Genomic DNA, 14,851 nt, shown 5'->3' with positions numbered 1-14,851 from the left:
GAGAGGCCGGGCGTGACCAGGGGACGGCTCAGCCGGCGGAGGCGGCGATCCGGACCAGTTCGACCAGTCCGCCCGCGTACTCCTGGGCCTCGGCGTGGGCCTCGTCGAACGGTGGCTGGAAGCCGACGCCCTCCCACTCGCCGGTGGCCTCGTTCCAGCGGTCGTTGCCGACCTCGAAGTCCCAGGCGTCGATGCCCAGCTCGTAGTAGAGCTGATCGGCCGAGTTGCCGGCGGCCGAGTAGAGCACGTCGGCGACCGGGCCGGTGTACGCCGGCCAGGTCACGGTGCCGCGCTCGGCCGCGATCGCGCCGACGATGCGGCGGGCGCTGTCCAGGTAGAACTTCGACTCGTCGATGGACGGGCGGGGCAGCGTGACGCGGCCCTCGGCCTTGTACGACCCGGGCGGCCACATGAAGTACCCACCGTACGAGTGCACGTTCATCGCGAACCTGATGTTCGGGTGGGCGGACGCGAGCGCGATCACGTTGCGGCTCTCCGCCTCGGACAGCTCGGCGGTGCCGGCGTACGTCCCGGAGAGGCAGTTGGCGTTGCCGCCGACGTAACCGTCGAAGTAGGAGCCGACCGTGTAGTTGCGGTTGACGTCGACGCCCCACGAGTCGCGGTAGCGGGGATCCCGGCTGGCGCCGGCACAGTGGTTCACCAGGTTCTTGCGCTGGAAGTTGAAGTCGTTGAACGCGTAGTTCGCGCCGTCCGGGTTGACCGTCGGGATGATGAACACGTCCACGTTGTCGACCAGCGCTCTGGTCGCCGGGTCGGTGGCGTAGTTGGCCAGCAGCCGCTCGGCGAACTCCAGCGTCACCAGCGGCGTGGCCCACTCCCGGGCGTGCTCCTGGGAGTACGCGAGCACGCCGGTCCTGGAGCCGTCCCGGACCTTGCCGATCCGCAGCGCCTGTACGGTCCACGGCTTCTTGGACACCTCGGTGCCCTCGAGCCCGTCGTCGAGCCGGACCGGCGCGACCACCGGCATCGGCAGCCCGGCCGAACCGGTCTCGACGAACGCCTGGAACCTGCGCGGGTACTTCGCCGTGATGAAGGCGGCCACGTCGTCGGTGGTGCTGATCGTCTTGCCGGTGTCGTCGGTGGCGAGCCGGACGGTCAGGACCCGGTCGGCGTAGGTCGCGGCCAGCGGACGGTTCTTCGCCCCCGGGTCGACCGTGCGCACCTGCACCCCGTTCATCTTCTGGTCGCCGAACTTGACCGACTCGACCACGACGGCGGCCGCGTTCGGGTCACCCAGGTACGCCACCGCCGTACGCCGGTAGCCCTGGGTCCTGTTCGGCAGATTGATCACGTCGACGAGCTTCGGGTACTGCCGGGCCAGACGCTTGATCCGGGCGGCGATGTCGGCCGGCGTCATGTACGCGGCGACGAAGTCCTTCTGGTAGCCGGCCGGCGTGGCCGGCGGCGTCGACCCCGGCCAGGTGGCCGGGGTGACCGGGCGGGCCGTGCCGCCGAGGCTGGACGACGCGGTGACCCGCACCGGCTTGCCGGGCAGCGGCTGCGGCAGCGCGTAGTGGTACTGGTATTCGCCGGAGTCCTCGAACCGCACGAGCGGATACGTGCCGGTGGTGCCGTCGGCCGCCGTCCAGGTCACGGTGATCTCGACGTCGGGGTCGTCGGTCGCGGTCGTCGTGACCTGCGTCTGAAGGAAGGTCCGTCCGCCGACCGTCCACCAGTACGCCTGCAGGAATTTCAGCGTGTCGGCCGAGACCTTGGCGACGGCGGGCCGGCGGGCGGCCGCGTCCGACTCTCGCTGGATCAGCTGGACCGGTACGGCCCCGTTCTTGACCAGTTCGGCGAGCCGCACGTCGTCGACCACGAGATCGGCGAGGACGGCACCGGCGTCGGTCCGGGGGCGGGCGGCCAGGTCGGCGCCCGCCGCGACGAGCCGGTCCAGGGTGGCCTGGTCGGCCAGGCGGAAGCGGATCAGCGCGTGCTCACCGGAGCTGAGCGAGATCACTGGCGCCGCTGGGGCCGCGGGTTCCGCGTTCGCCGGGGGTGCGGCGAACGGGAGCCCCAGAAGGAGCGCGGCGGCTGTGGCCGCCCAACGTACTCGGGGTGACATCAAGCCTCCTGGGCATCGAAATACGTGAGATCACCCCACTGCAATGATCGATAGATGTCAACGCCGGGACGGCCGCGCGCCCCGCCGGGCACGCGGCCGTCCCGGTGGCGTCAGCTCGCCAGGAAGGATCTGATCTGGGCGAGAGTAACGGTGTCGGTCAGGTACCCGATGTGGGTCTGGCACGCCACGTAGTTGTTGGTGGCGCCGCTGAGCACGGTGCTCGTGTACGGGATGATGATGCCGTCACAGGGGGAGTACCAGGTTCCGTACTTCGTGCTGCCCGGGGTCTCGTCACCGGCGCTCAGCGTGGTGATGAACGACGATCCGGGATACATCTGCTGGCAGGTGACGTAGACCAGGCAGGCGCTCGCGTAGGTGGTGCCGTGGTTGGCGCCGGCGATCGACGCCAGGTGCCGGACGTACTGGGCGCCGCCCAGTTGCTTGAGGTACCAGAGGCTGACCAGGCCGCCCATCGAGTGGTTGACGATGTCGACCTGGGCCGCGCCGGTGCGGGCCCGGACCTGGCTGACGTAGGTGGCGAGGCCCTGGGCGTTGGTGATGTTGTTGCCGTACGAGTTGTACTCGTACGCGAAAGCTCGCTGCTCGAGTAGCCGCCGGCGCGGAACACCGACATCGCGGTGGTCCAGTTCGAGGCGCTGCCGGTGTAACCGTGCACGAAGACCACCGGAGTGCCGGGTGCGGCGGCCACGGGCAGGGCCGGGCTCAGCGCGAGCGCGGCCAGTACGGCGGTGAACAGGACGATGAGGCGACGCATGAGACCTCCAGGGGAGTTCGGGTCTCTGCATCCTCAGTGCAATAAATTGGCCGCGCATCGGCGAAATCGCCAGCGGTCCGGCTTCGCGTCAGGTCCGGGATGGGCGGTCCGCGGCGCGGGCATGCCTTCGAGCGGATCGACCGAGGGTGATAGTTAGCGTTCACAAGGATGCCCCTTGACAACGTCGAAACAGCCACGAAAATCGATGTTAACTTTCACATCCGTGGATCCCCCGGGCAGCGGCCGCCACCGACCGCAGCCCTCCACACGTACGCGAAAGGTTCCCCATGATCCGACGAATCCTCGCGGTCGCCGCCGCCACCGTCCTCACGGCGACCGCCCTCGTCGCCGGCGCCGGAACGGCGAACGCCGCCGGCACCCTGCCGTGCGACATCTACGCGAGCGGCGGCACCCCCTGCGTCGCCGCGCACAGCACCACCCGCGCCCTGTTCGGCGCCTACAGCGGCTCCCTCTACCAGGTGCGGCGCTGGTCCGACGGCGCCACCACGAACATCGGCGTGCTCAGCGCCGGCGGTTACGCCAACGCGGCCACCCAGGACTCCTTCTGCTCCGGCACGTACTGCACGATCGTCCGCATCTACGACCAGACGTCGAAACACAACGACCTGACGATCGCCCCCGGCGGCGGCGCCAACCCGACCGCCGACCAGGGCGCGAACGCGGCGGCGCTGCCCGTGACGGCCGGCGGCCACAAGGTCTACGGCGTCTACATCTCCGCGGGCAACGGTTACCGCAACAACGCCACCAGCGGCATCGCCACCGGCAGCCAGCCGGAGGGCATGTACATGGTCACCGAGGGTACGCACGTCAACGACCGGTGCTGCTTCGACTACGGCAACGCCGAGACGAACAACATGGACACCGGCAACGGTGACATGGACGCCATCTACTTCGGCAACCTGTGCTGGTTCTCGCCCTGCGCCACCGGCCCGCGGGTCGCGGCCGACCTGGAGAACGGCCTGTTCGCCGGCGGCAACGGCTCGTGGACCGCGAACACCGGCCGCAACAGCGCCTTCGTGACCGCGGTGCTGAAGAACAACGGCACCACGACGTACGCCATCAAGGACGGCAACGCGCAGTCCGGCAGCCTCGCCACCCGCTACAACGGCTCGCTGCCGACCCAGTCCGGCTACATGCCGATGACCAAGCAGGGCGCGATCATCCTCGGCATCGGCGGCGACAACAGCAACGGCTCCGTCGGCTCGTTCTTCGAGGGCGTCATGACCAGCGGCTACCCGACCGACGCCACCGAGAACTCGGTGCAGGCGAACATCGTCTCGGTCGGCTACAGCAAGAGCGTCACGTTCCCGGTCAACGGCGCCACCTACCGGATCACGAACCTGGCCAGCGGCAAGGTCCTCGACGCCACCAACTGCGGCACCGCCAACGGCACCACGATCCAGCAGTGGCAGTCGCTGGGCAACACCTGCCAGCAGTGGAAGTTCACCAACGTCGGCGCCAACAAGTGGACGATCACCAACGTCAACGCCGGCAAGACCCTCGACGCGGTCAACTGCGGCCTGGCGCTCGGCACGGCGGTCAACCTCTGGCAGTCGCTGGGCAACACGTGCCAGCAGTGGGCGGTCATCCCGGCCGGCAACGGCCGCTACGAGCTGGTTGTCGAGAACAGCGGCATGGTTCTCGACAACCAGGACTGCGGCACCGCCAACGGCACCCCGGCCCGGCTCTGGATGTGGCTGAACAACACCTGCCAGCTCTGGTCCATCGCCTCGTAACGGCCTGCCCGGAGAAGCCGGTGACCGATCGGGTCACCGGCTTCTCCACGTGTACGGACCGACGGACAACGAGGGCGACACGCCGGACGTCGTCGCCGCTTACCGTCTCGTGGTGCCCGGAAAGCCTTCCCGAAGACGTCCAGCGATGGCCGTTCTCGCGGCCGTCGCGATTCTCCTGGCGGGCTGGATGGCCGTCGGCGACGCGGCGGACAACGACGTGCGCGCCAGCGTCGCGAGCCTGTTCGTCGGGCTGTGCGCGCTGGCCCTGACCGTTCTCGACCGCCCGGCCGCACCGCCCCCGGCCGAGCCGGCACAGCTGGCGGACGACCTCGCCGCGACGGTGAACCAGCAGTGGCTCGGCGAGGCGCGCATCCGTGACCTGCGGGACCCGCAGGTGCTGCCGCTGGTCTGGACGCGCGGTGGCGCCGGTTCGGGGGAGGCGGCGAGCCCGCTCTTCCGGGTCGATGTCGGCGCGTTCGACGCGGTGACCCGGCAACTGGCCAGGGCATACCGGTCCGTGCCCGCGGAGCGGCTGGTCGTGCTCGGCGAGCCAGGGGCCGGCAAGAGCGTGGTGGCGGTGCTGCTGACTCTCGGACTGTTGGCCGGCCGGGCGGCCGGAGACCGCGTACCGGTACTGCTGAGCGCCTCCTCCTGGGATCCGGTGTCGCAGACCCTGCCGGAATGGATCGTCGCGACGCTGGCCGCGGCCTACTACGACGGCGATCCACGGATCGCGCGGACCCTGCTCGACGACGACCTGGTGGTACCGATCCTGGACGGTCTCGACGAGATCCCGGAGACGTCGCGGCGCAGCGCCATCCGTCGGATCAACGAGGCCGTCGGCGCACACCGGCCGATCATCGTCACCTGCCGGTCCGCGGAGTACACCGACGTCCTGCGCAACGGGGCGCCCGCACTGCATCAAGCGCCGGTGGTGACGGTGCAGCCGGTCTCCGGGGAGGACCTGGCCTCCTACGTGGCCTTGATCGGCTGGCCCGGGCATGTCGACTGGAAGCCGGTCCTGGCCGCCGTCGACGAGGAGCCGGGCGGTGCCCTGGCGCGTGCGCTCAGCACCCCTCTGATGATCTCGGTGGCGCGGGCCGTCTACCAGAACTGTCCGGCTCCGGCCTGCCCGACGGAGTTGCTGGACCGGGAGCGGTTCGAGAATCGGCATGCGATCGAGGACCATCTCGTGGACCGTCTCGTCACCACCTCGTTCGCGGCCGGTCAGGACCAGCCGGCCAGGTGGCCGGCGCACAAGGCCCGACGCTGGCTGACCTTCCTCGCCGATCACCTGCACCGCCACCGGGAGCGGGACCTCTCCTGGTGGCGGCTGGCGGATCGGTTGCTGTCGCCGTGGGCCGCGCCGGCGGTGGGGCTGGCGATCGGCTTGCCGTTCATGACCGGGGTGTCGGTGGCCTGGGGGAGCTTCGACGACCTCGATGAAGATCCGTTCAGCGGTATCGGTGGCCTGGGCGCTGTCGTCGGCCTCGTAATGACACTCCTCGCCACGGTGCTCTGGTACGCCGCGGCCGGTGCTGTGCCGAGCCGGGTCGCGATCGCGGTCAAGGGGTCCGCCGGTCGGCTGCGTGCCGGCTTCCTTGCCGGGTTCTCCGCAGTCGCATTACTCGCGGGTCTGATCGTCATCGGACTCGGGGTGGCTCAGGAGGTCAACGAAGAATGGGAGTTCTTCGCCATCGTCGAACTCGCCAATGATGCCCTGGTCAGCCTCGCCCTCGCGGTCGTGGCGGGCGCCGGGGCGAGTGTCCATGCCCTGCTCCAGGCCCCACCGGAACGATCCCGGCAGATCACCCCGGCGGGCCGGCTGCGCAGCGATCGCCGATCATCGATGATCGGTGCGGCCGTGGCCGGGAGTGCCGTGGCCATGATCGTGGCGCCCGCTGTCATGGGCGCGGTGGTCGTCGGTACCGTGATCGGCGAGTCCGTGGCAGGGTGGTGGTTCGGGTTGCCCGGGACTCCGGCGGTGTGGTCGAGGACCGATTTCGTCATCGACCGGGAAACGATTTTCTTAGCCGTGCTCTGCGGTCTCTGCTGCACCGTCCTGGTGTTGCTCGGTCGCGCCTGGCCGAGATTTCTGGTGCTCCGGGTCATCCTGGCGGTTCGCGGCCAGGCGCCCTGGCGGCTGATGGCCTTCCTGGCCGAGGCTCACCGCCGGGACCTGCTCCGCGAGTCCGGTGGTGTCTACCAGTTCCGGCACATCCGCCTCCAGGAGCGGTTGACCGAACAGGCAGGTGCCGTGCTGGCCCGGCCGCGAACGGCGGCCGGGCCGAGCACCACGCCCCGGACCGGCCGTCGCCGGCTGGTTGCCGCCGGCGTCGTGGTGATCCTGGTGGCCGGCGGCGGGTTGGCCAAGGTGATGAGCGATCACCTGCAGTGCCGGCCGGCGTCCGTCATGCCCGCACCCGTCGAGCGGCTTCGGATCTTCACCGAGGAAGGATCCGCCTGTTACGGCGTCATCGCGGAGCAGCGCTGGGACGCCCTGGGCCCGCCCCGGCCGCCCGGCGCACCCAACGCCGGTCGGCACGTGCTGGACCAGCTCCTGGCGGGCAATCGATCAGCCCGGGCGGGGGCTCCGGCCGTCGTGGTCGTAGGGCGGTTCTCCGATCCGGACCCGATCGGCTACGAGTACGTCCTGCAGCAACTCACCGGTGTTGCCGTCGCACAGGCGAGCAGCCGGGAACACGCCCGGGTGGTGTTGTTCGACGTCGGTGAGGACGACCACGACGGGGACGGTCGGTACGCCGAACTGCTGAGGGCCTGGCGATCCGAGACGGGTTTGAGCGCCGTCATCAATCTGGAAGAGGATTCCGTGGAGTACGAGAAAGCGCTCGCCGATCTCACCCAGGGGGAGCCGGACGATGAGGAGGAGCTCACCGGTATCGACCGAGATGAGTCGGACGGTGACCTGGAACTGTCCAGCGCCCTGGTTGCCGACCCGGAGAACAGGGACGCCTTGTACCGGCTGACGCACGGCCGTCGAGCCGAAGCTGTCGTGCCCGTCGTGCCCTTGGAAAGCGAGGACGGCTCCGATTTCAACGGTCTCGTGTCCGGGTTCGACGATTGGAAGCTGGCCGGCGCGAACGTCTGCTTGGGCAAGGGCAAGTCCATCGGCGTCTACCTCGGGCCGGACCAGGCGATGGACGACTTCCTCGGCGGAGCCCGCCGCTGCTCGAAACCACCACCACTGTTGATTTGGCACCGGGCGGCGATCAACCAGTTGCTGCGTCGATCGGCCAGTGATTACCTAGGATGGACCTTCTACTATTCCACCCCGGTCGGTGCCTCGGTCGCCGATAGATGCCACGCGATCGGCGGGCCGCTGCTCGGAACCCACCGGAGAATCTTCCCTGGCCAGGGGGATGCCTGCACCGCCCTGCTGGCTGGCGGCCCGGTACCCGCCTATCGGGCGATGCGCGTCGTTCAGGAGGCCACCGGCATCGCGCATTCCCAGAGCGCTCTGGACAAGAGGATGACCTTGCTCAGCCGTCACTACGCCGACGAGGCGACGGTCGTGATCCGGGTGACAGCAGATGCCCGGTCGGGCCGCTGGAAGCTGCAAACTCTCGAGGTGTGAAACCGTCGGGCCCAGCCTGGTTTCGTCGGCTGGGCCCGGCGGTGGTATTGCAAGCCCGGACACCACTGGGAGAGCCAGCCCGGGACCGCGGGCCGGCCGTGGCGGGTTTGTCCACCGGTGACTGTCGGGGCAGGGATGCTCAGCCGGGGAGGTGGGCGAGGACGGCGATGTCGTTCTCGGTCAGGCTGCCGACGACCACGGTGCCGTCGTGTTCGGTGACCGAGGTGATGAAGCCGTACGAGCCGTCGGCGGCGCGCAGGTCGTGGACCAGCCGGCCGTCCAGGTCGAAGGCCATCACCCAGGCGATCGGCGTGGCCTTGGGGCGCACCGCGTCGGGCAGGTTCCACACCAGCAGGCGCAGCAGGCCGGGCCGGGGCAGGAGCCGATCGAGCAGCCGGTCGCGGGGAGCGGCGATCGCCACCCAGAGCAGGCCGTCGCTGCCCAGCGACATGTTGTCGGGGAAGCCCGGGAGGTTGTCCACCAGGGTCTCGGTGCGGCCGGTCAGCCAGTGCCGCCGGATGCGGTAGCCGGTGGTCTCGGCGACCAGCAGGTGCGACTCGTCGGGGGAGAGCACCAGGCCGTTGCCGAACTTCAGATCGGACAGCACCGTGGTGACGGTGCCGTCGGGGTCACGGCGCAGCAGCCGTCCGCTGCTGGTGTGCTCCAGGGCCTCGCCCAGGTAGTTCTCCAGGTCCCAGTGGCTGGTCGAGGTGGTGAACCAGATGGTGCCGTCGCTGCTCTCGACGACGTTGCTGGCGAAGGTGAGCGGCACGCCGTCGACGGTGTCGACGAGCACCTCGACCGTGCCGTCCGGTCGTACCTCCAGCAAGCCCTTGTCGTGGTCGCAGACCAGGAGGCCGCCGTCGGCCCGGGCGTGCAGGCCCAGTGGGCGCCCACCGGTCTCGGCGAGCACCCGGCGCTCCCCGGTCTCCGGGTCGAGGGTCACGATCCGGCCGTCGGCGGTGCCGGTGACGATCCGGCCGGTGTGGTCGAAGACCACGTCCTCGGGACCGGTGTCGCCGGTCGGCAGACGGTGCCGCACGGTCAGCGGCCCGGTGGGCCCGGGGTCGGCGAGTTGTTGCGGGGTCCAGCGGCGGGGGTGCAGGAGACGGCGAGCCATGCGAATCAATATGGGGCACGCGCGGCGGCACCGGTAGTGACTACAGTGTGCGGCGTGACGCCGGAACCCGATATCAGTGGCCTGAACACCTCGCGCCGTTTCAACCAGTGGCTCGGTGGCAAGGATCATTACTCGGCGGAGCGGGAGTCGACCGCCACCATCGTCAGCATCATGCCGAACATCGTGGCGGCCGCGCGGGAGGCCCGCTCGGCGGTGCTGCGGACCGTGCGCCATCTGGTCGCCGAGCACGGCATCCGGCAGGTCCTCGACATCGGCGCCGGCCGGCCGCTGTCGCCGAACGTGCACGAGGTGGCGCAGGAGATCGCCCCCGACGCCCGGATCGTCTACGTCGACAACGATCCGCTCGTCGGCGTTCAGCACCGGGGGCTGATGCTCAGCACGCCTCAGGGCGTCACCGAGTTCGTCGACGGTGACCTGCTTGCCATCGATGAGCTGCTCGCGGACGAGCAGTTGCGCGCGGTGATCGATTTCAGCCGGCCGGTGGCGGTGGTGCTGGGCAGCATCCTGCACCTGGTCGACGACGATCAGCGTGCGTACGACGCGGTCCGCGCCCTGGTCGCCGCGCTCGCGCCGGGCAGCTACCTGGTGGTCGTGCACGGCACGTTCGACACCCTGCCCGAAGAGGTGCGGGTGAGGGCGCAGGAGCTGATCGACGGCGGCGCCCACGGGGTCTACCGTGCCCGGTCCCGCGACGAGGTGGCCCGGTTCGTCGACGGGCTGGAGCCGATAGAGCCGGGCCTGGTCTCCAGCGTCGAGTGGCGGCCCGCTCCGGAGACCGTCACGAGCGTCGCCGACGCGATGTGCTGGGTCGTGGTCGCCCGAGTGCCCTGATCGGCCGGGCCCGCCGGATTCGGCGGTGGCTTGTACCGGGCGGATCCATGGAAGAGCCCAGCATGTCGCCGGTGCCGAGCCACCGGGCGCGACCAGGTTGGCCGCGCACGTCGCTCAGACTCGAGCGGGCACGAGATCTTCTGCATCGTGGAGTTGGCCGAACCGTATCCGGCCGCCTCGGTGCACCGGCGGCGGAGTGTTCCCGATGAGCGGGACGGCGAGGACGAGTTCCGCCGGTGGTTCCGGTGCATCGTGGAGGAGCCGGCCAAGGATGCTGGGTATTCCGTCCGTACCGGGAGGTCGATGAACCCGGACCACGACGCACCCGGCGTCGGGCGGGATCCGGTAGCGCGGATGGGGCCGGCCGCTCGCGATCGGCGGGCGGCCGGTTGCCACGGTCGCATCGAGACCGTTGATGCGAAGCTGGGAACCAGCCGAACCGTCAGCCGATGAAGGAAGTCCTCACGAGGAGGACTCGCGGATCACCAGGCGGCAGCCGACCGTCTCCACCCCGCCCTTCGGCTTCCCGTCGATCGCCGCGAAGAGCCGCTGCGCGGCGAGCCGCCCCAGCTGCTCCAGGTTCATGTCGACGGTCGACAGCGGCGGCCGGGCGTTGGCCGCCAGGACCTTCCAGTTGTCGAAGCCGATCACGGCGACCTGCCCCGGCACGTCCAGATCCTCCTGGTGGAGCGCGTCGAGAACCCCGCGCGCGATCTCGTCCGAGCCGGCGAAGATCGCGTCGACGTCGGGGGTGCGCTGCAGGACCATCCGGGTCGCGCCCCGGCCCCACGCCTCCGACCACGACCCGAACCACACCTGCTCGCCGGCGAGCTCGAGCCCCTCCTCGGCGAGCCGCTCCAGGGCGCCCCGGGCCCGGTCCTGGGCCGCGCCGTAGGTCGCGTCGCCGGTGATGTGCGCGATCCGCTGCCGCCCGTGCCGGATCAGATGGTCGACGGCGAGCCGCCCGCCACCCACGTTGTCGGTCACCAGCGAGAGGTCGGCGGGGTCGTCCGAGGGGGAGTAGGCGTAGATCACCGGCACCGGCAGCTCTCGCCCGAGCGAGGGCCGCGCGTCCGGCCGGGCGCCCACCACGATCAGCCCGTCGACCCGGCGCGACAGCAGGGCCCGCAGGTGGTGCTTCTCCCGGACGGTGTCGCCGCGCGCGTCGCAGAGGAAGACCGAGGTCTGGTCCGACCCGAAGGCGTCCTCGGCGCCCATCAGGATCGGGATGGAGAAGCGACCCTCCAGGTCGGACGTGAGCAGGCCGACCGTTCCGCTACGTTGCGTGATCAGCCCCTGGGCGAGGGTGTTGGGGGAGAACGACAGCTGCTCGGCCGCCCGGATGACCCGGGCGCGCGTCTCCGCGCGGACCTGCGGCTGATTGTTGAGCGCCTTCGACGCGGTCGCGATCGACACTCCGGCCAGTTTCGCCACGTCGCGCAGGGTGACGACCCGGCCGGCGCTCTGCGGCGTCTCCGGCTCCATCGAAGCTCTTGACAACAGTTTTTCCTCCGTATTACGTTCACGAAAACGTTTTCGGCAGGCCGGCGAGCCATTCGCCCAATGCAATCTTCGCTGTTCACCGCCGCCCTCCTCGAGAGGGAGGCTAACCGAAACATACCAGTACCGAAAACCCCGAAAACTCCTGACTGGGAGGCTGTTTTGCGTACCCGGATAGTCCGGCGGGTTGTCGCCGGTGTCGCCGCGATCGGGCTGGCGGTGGCGATGGCCGCCTGCGGTGGCGACGACGGCAAGACCGAAGCACCGACCGCGGCGGGCGTCGACGGCGTCGACGACGGCGCCGCGCTGACCCTGTGGACCAGGGCGCCGCTGGAGCTGCAGGCGAAGGCGCTCGTCGACGCGTACAACAAGTCGCACAAGAACCAGGTCGCGCTGACCATTGTCCCGAACGACGACTACGTGGCCAAGGTCGGCGCCGCGGCCGGCAGCGGCCAGCTGCCCGACCTGTTCGCCGCCGACATCGTCTACGTGCCGAACTGGACGAAGGCCGGGCTCTTCTCCGACCTGACCGACAGCATCGCCAAGCTGCCGTACGCGGACAAGATCAATAGAGGTCACCTGCAGGCCGGCACGTTCGAGGGCAAGAAGTACGTGATGCCGTTCGTGCTCGACCTCTCGGTGATCTTCTGGAACAAGAAGCTCTACAAGGAGGCCGGCCTCGACCCGGAGAAGGGCCCGACCACGCTCGACGAGTTCAAGCAGCAGGCGCTGGCCGTGCAGAAGCTGAACTCCAAAGACGTCCACGGCACGTATTTCGGTGGCAACTGCGGTGGCTGCAACGTCTTCACCTGGTTCCCGATGGTCTGGGCCTCGGGCGAGGAGGTGATGAACCCCGAGGGCACCAAGTCGCTGCTCAACGGCCCCGCCGCGCAGAAGGTCTACAGCACCTGGCGGGACTTGCAGGCGGCCGGCGCGATCGCACCCGGCGCCAAGGACGAGACCGGCGCCACCTGGGTCGCGGCGTTCCAGGAGGGCAAGATCGGCGTGATGCCGTACCCGGCGACGCTGCTCTCCACCGCGTCCAAGACGGTCGACGTCGGTGTCACCGCGATCCCCGGTGTCAGCGGTGGCGGCTCCACCTTCGTCGGCGGGGACGGTGTCGGCATCTCCAAGGACTCCAAGAAGACCCAGCAGGCCTGGAACTTCCTGACCTGGTTGATGTCCGACAAGGCCCAGGTCGACGTGCTCGCCGCGAACAACAGCAGCGTGTCGCGCACCGACTTCGCCGACAACCAGTACGCCGCCAAGGACCCGCGGATGGTCACCATCAACAAGGTGGCGGCGGACCCGGCCAGCAAGACGCCGGTGTCGGTCAACTTCCAGCAGGCCTACAACGCCCCCGGCAGCCCGTGGGTCACCATGCTGCGCGACCAGGTGTACGGCGACGCCGGCGCCCTCGAGAAGGACAACCAGGCCCTGACGCAGGTGCTCGGCCAGTGACGACGGTGCAGAGCCGGGCCGAGGCGACGACTTCGCGGAGGTCGGCCACCCCACGGCGAGGCCGGAAGCGAGGAAATGGCTGGGCGTACGCCGCTCCGACGGCGGTGTTCGTGCTGATCTTCTTCGTCATCCCGATCGGGATCGTGGCGCGGATGTCGGTCTCCGACTGGGGGCTGTTCGCCGGCTACCGCGGCGTCAACGTTCCGGAGAACTTCTCCGACGTCCTCGACGACCGGCTGTTCTGGCCGGCCGTCGGGTTCACGGTCAAGTACACGCTGGTCACGACCGTGATCCTGCTCGGGCTCGCGCTCGGCCTGGCTCTGCTCGTCCAGGAGTCCAACCGCTGGACCGGATTCCTGCGTACGTCGTTCCTCGTCCCGTCCGCCCTCGGCCTCGCCTCGGCGTCGCTGCTGTTCTACGCGCTCTACTCGCCGCAGAGCAGCCCGTTCGGCGAGGTGTCGTTCCTCGGCACCCCGAGTTCGGCGCTCTGGTCGACGGTCGCCCTGATCGTCTGGCGGTACTCCGGCTTCTACATGCTCCTGCTGCTCGTCGGGCTGCAGGGCATCCCGGGTGAGATCTACGAGGCGGCCCGTCTCGACGGCGCCGGCCGCTTCCAGACGTTCTGGCACGTCACCGTGCCGCTGATCCGCTCGTCACTGGCGCTGTGCACGATCCTCTGCGTCACCGGCTCGCTGCTCGCCTTCGACCAGTTCTACATCCTCACCAAGGGCGGCCCGGACAACAGCACGATCACCATCGTCCAGCTGATCTACAACATGGCGTTCCAGGGCCAGAACAACCTGGGCCGCGCCGCCGCGCTGTCGATCCTGGTGCTGTTCGGACTGCTGGTCCTCAACATCGCCCAGTTCCGTGGCCTGCGCGGGAAGGAGAGCTGATGTTGCGTACGCCCAAATTCGTCTTGACCGGCGGTCTCGCTCTCCTCTTTCTCTTTCCCCTGGCCTGGGCGTCGGTCGCCTCGGTCAGCCCGCAGGCCGGCACCAGGCAGATCGACGGCTGGGGCTTCGGCAACTACACGACGCTCGCCCACTACCAGGCCGGGATCGGGCAGTACCTGCTGAACTCGGCGGCGGTGTCGCTGATGACCGTGGCGTTCACCCTCGCGGTGTCGCTGCTCGGCGGGTACGCGTTCGCGAACTTCACGTTCCCCGGCAAGAACGTGCTGTTCCTGGTCACCCTCGCGATCCTGATGGTGCCCTATGCGACCCTGCTGATCCCGCTCTACGTGCTGCTCAACCAGATCGGCCTGCAGAACTCGCTGATCGGCCTCTCGCTGGTGCTCACCATGTTCCAGCTGCCGTTCGCCACGTTCCTGATGCGTATCTCGTTCGAGGCGGTGCCGAAGGATCTCGCCGAGTCCGCCCAGGTCGACGGCGCCGGAACCTTCCGCACCCTGTGGCACGTCCTGGTCCCGGCGGTGAAGCCGGGCCTGATCACGGTCGGCCTCTTCGCGTTCCTGGCCGCCTGGAACGACTTCATCACCCCGCTGGTCCTGATCAGCGACTCCACCAAGCTGCCCCTCCCACTGGCCGTGGCGAACATGCGCCAGCAGGTGATGGGGATCGTCGACTACGGCGCCACCGAAGCCGGCGTGGTCGTGCTCGCGCTTCCCTGCATCGTCCTGTTCCTCGCACTGCAGCGGCACTACGTCCGCGGCTTCATGTCCGGCGCACTCAAGGGCTGATCC

General features: G+C 69.3%; 10 protein-coding genes. 6 read left to right on the top strand and 4 right to left on the bottom strand.

All coding sequences use genetic code 11. The annotated features are described in order from the left end of the window. Positions 1-28: 28 nt before the first annotated feature. Together CHC09_RS25490 and CHC09_RS25485 are read right to left on the bottom strand one after the other, a co-directional pair. A complete protein-coding gene (locus CHC09_RS25490; protein ID WP_089295710.1) occupies positions 29-2,086 on the bottom strand; it encodes a M14 family zinc carboxypeptidase in 2,058 nt (685 codons plus the stop codon). Between the two features lie 110 nt (positions 2,087-2,196). Then, entirely contained in the window at positions 2,197-2,892 is a 696-nt protein-coding gene (locus tag CHC09_RS25485; protein WP_239138502.1) for an esterase/lipase family protein, read from the bottom strand. 256 nt (positions 2,893-3,148) lie between these two features. Here CHC09_RS25485 and CHC09_RS25480 point away from each other — a divergent pair, with 256 nt between their 5' ends. Both CHC09_RS25480 and CHC09_RS25475 read left to right on the top strand, forming a co-directional pair. Continuing rightward, on the top strand, positions 3,149-4,618 hold the full coding sequence (locus tag CHC09_RS25480) for an arabinofuranosidase catalytic domain-containing protein (RefSeq protein ID WP_089295709.1): 1,470 nt from the start codon (positions 3,149-3,151) through the stop codon (positions 4,616-4,618). 145 nt (positions 4,619-4,763) lie between these two features. After that, positions 4,764-8,213: an NACHT domain-containing protein gene (locus tag CHC09_RS25475; protein WP_089295708.1), complete on the top strand. Its 3,450-nt coding sequence runs from the start codon at positions 4,764-4,766 to the stop codon at positions 8,211-8,213. A 139-nt stretch (positions 8,214-8,352) separates the two neighbouring features. Here CHC09_RS25475 and CHC09_RS25470 read toward each other — a convergent pair whose 3' ends face one another. Beyond that, positions 8,353-9,333 (bottom strand): SMP-30/gluconolactonase/LRE family protein, encoded by a 981-nt coding sequence (locus CHC09_RS25470; protein ID WP_089295707.1) that lies wholly within the window; start codon positions 9,331-9,333, stop codon positions 8,353-8,355. 54 nt (positions 9,334-9,387) lie between these two features. On the opposite strand from CHC09_RS25470, the gene CHC09_RS25465 reads away from it, so the two are divergent. After that, entirely contained in the window at positions 9,388-10,185 is a 798-nt protein-coding gene (locus tag CHC09_RS25465) for an SAM-dependent methyltransferase (RefSeq protein ID WP_179277279.1), read from the top strand. 462 nt (positions 10,186-10,647) lie between these two features. Here CHC09_RS25465 and CHC09_RS25455 read toward each other — a convergent pair whose 3' ends face one another. Continuing rightward, the gene (locus CHC09_RS25455; protein ID WP_089295705.1) at positions 10,648-11,670 is read right to left on the bottom strand and encodes a LacI family DNA-binding transcriptional regulator; all 1,023 of its coding nucleotides are present in this window, start codon (positions 11,668-11,670) and stop codon (positions 10,648-10,650) included. 177 nt (positions 11,671-11,847) lie between these two features. On the opposite strand from CHC09_RS25455, the gene CHC09_RS25450 reads away from it, so the two are divergent. Genes CHC09_RS25450 through CHC09_RS25440 form a run of 3 tightly spaced genes read left to right on the top strand, consistent with a single transcriptional unit; the run spans position 11,848 to position 14,848 of the window. Beyond that, positions 11,848-13,146 carry an ABC transporter substrate-binding protein gene (locus CHC09_RS25450; RefSeq protein ID WP_239138503.1) on the top strand — a complete coding sequence of 433 codons (1,299 nt, stop codon included), beginning with the start codon at positions 11,848-11,850 and terminating at the stop codon, positions 13,144-13,146. After that, on the top strand, positions 13,143-14,042 hold the full coding sequence (locus tag CHC09_RS25445) for a carbohydrate ABC transporter permease (protein WP_089295704.1): 900 nt from the start codon (positions 13,143-13,145) through the stop codon (positions 14,040-14,042). Before CHC09_RS25450 ends, CHC09_RS25445 begins: the two co-directional genes overlap by 4 nt. After that, positions 14,042-14,848, top strand: coding sequence for a carbohydrate ABC transporter permease (locus CHC09_RS25440; protein ID WP_089295703.1), 807 nt, complete (start codon positions 14,042-14,044; stop codon positions 14,846-14,848). Before CHC09_RS25445 ends, CHC09_RS25440 begins: the two co-directional genes overlap by 1 nt. The last annotated feature ends 3 nt before the right edge of the window (positions 14,849-14,851 follow it).

This window comes from Actinoplanes regularis, from assembly GCF_900188005.1.
Lineage (GTDB): Bacteria > Actinomycetota > Actinomycetes > Mycobacteriales > Micromonosporaceae > Actinoplanes > Actinoplanes regularis.
This window is presented reverse-complemented; position numbering and strand designations above follow the sequence as displayed.

Coding starts and splice junctions, on each gene's coding strand:
- CHC09_RS25490 (WP_089295710.1), bottom strand. CDS start 2,086: ATGTCACCCCGAGTACGTTGGGCGGCCACAGCCGCCGCGCTCCTTCTG.
- CHC09_RS25485 (WP_239138502.1), bottom strand. CDS start 2,892: ATGCAGAGACCCGAACTCCCCTGGAGGTCTCATGCGTCGCCTCATCGT.
- CHC09_RS25480 (WP_089295709.1), top strand. CDS start 3,149: ATGATCCGACGAATCCTCGCGGTCGCCGCCGCCACCGTCCTCACGGCG.
- CHC09_RS25475 (WP_089295708.1), top strand. CDS start 4,764: ATGGCCGTTCTCGCGGCCGTCGCGATTCTCCTGGCGGGCTGGATGGCC.
- CHC09_RS25470 (WP_089295707.1), bottom strand. CDS start 9,333: ATGGCTCGCCGTCTCCTGCACCCCCGCCGCTGGACCCCGCAACAACTC.
- CHC09_RS25455 (WP_089295705.1), bottom strand. CDS start 11,670: ATGGAGCCGGAGACGCCGCAGAGCGCCGGCCGGGTCGTCACCCTGCGC.
- CHC09_RS25440 (WP_089295703.1), top strand. CDS start 14,042: ATGTTGCGTACGCCCAAATTCGTCTTGACCGGCGGTCTCGCTCTCCTC.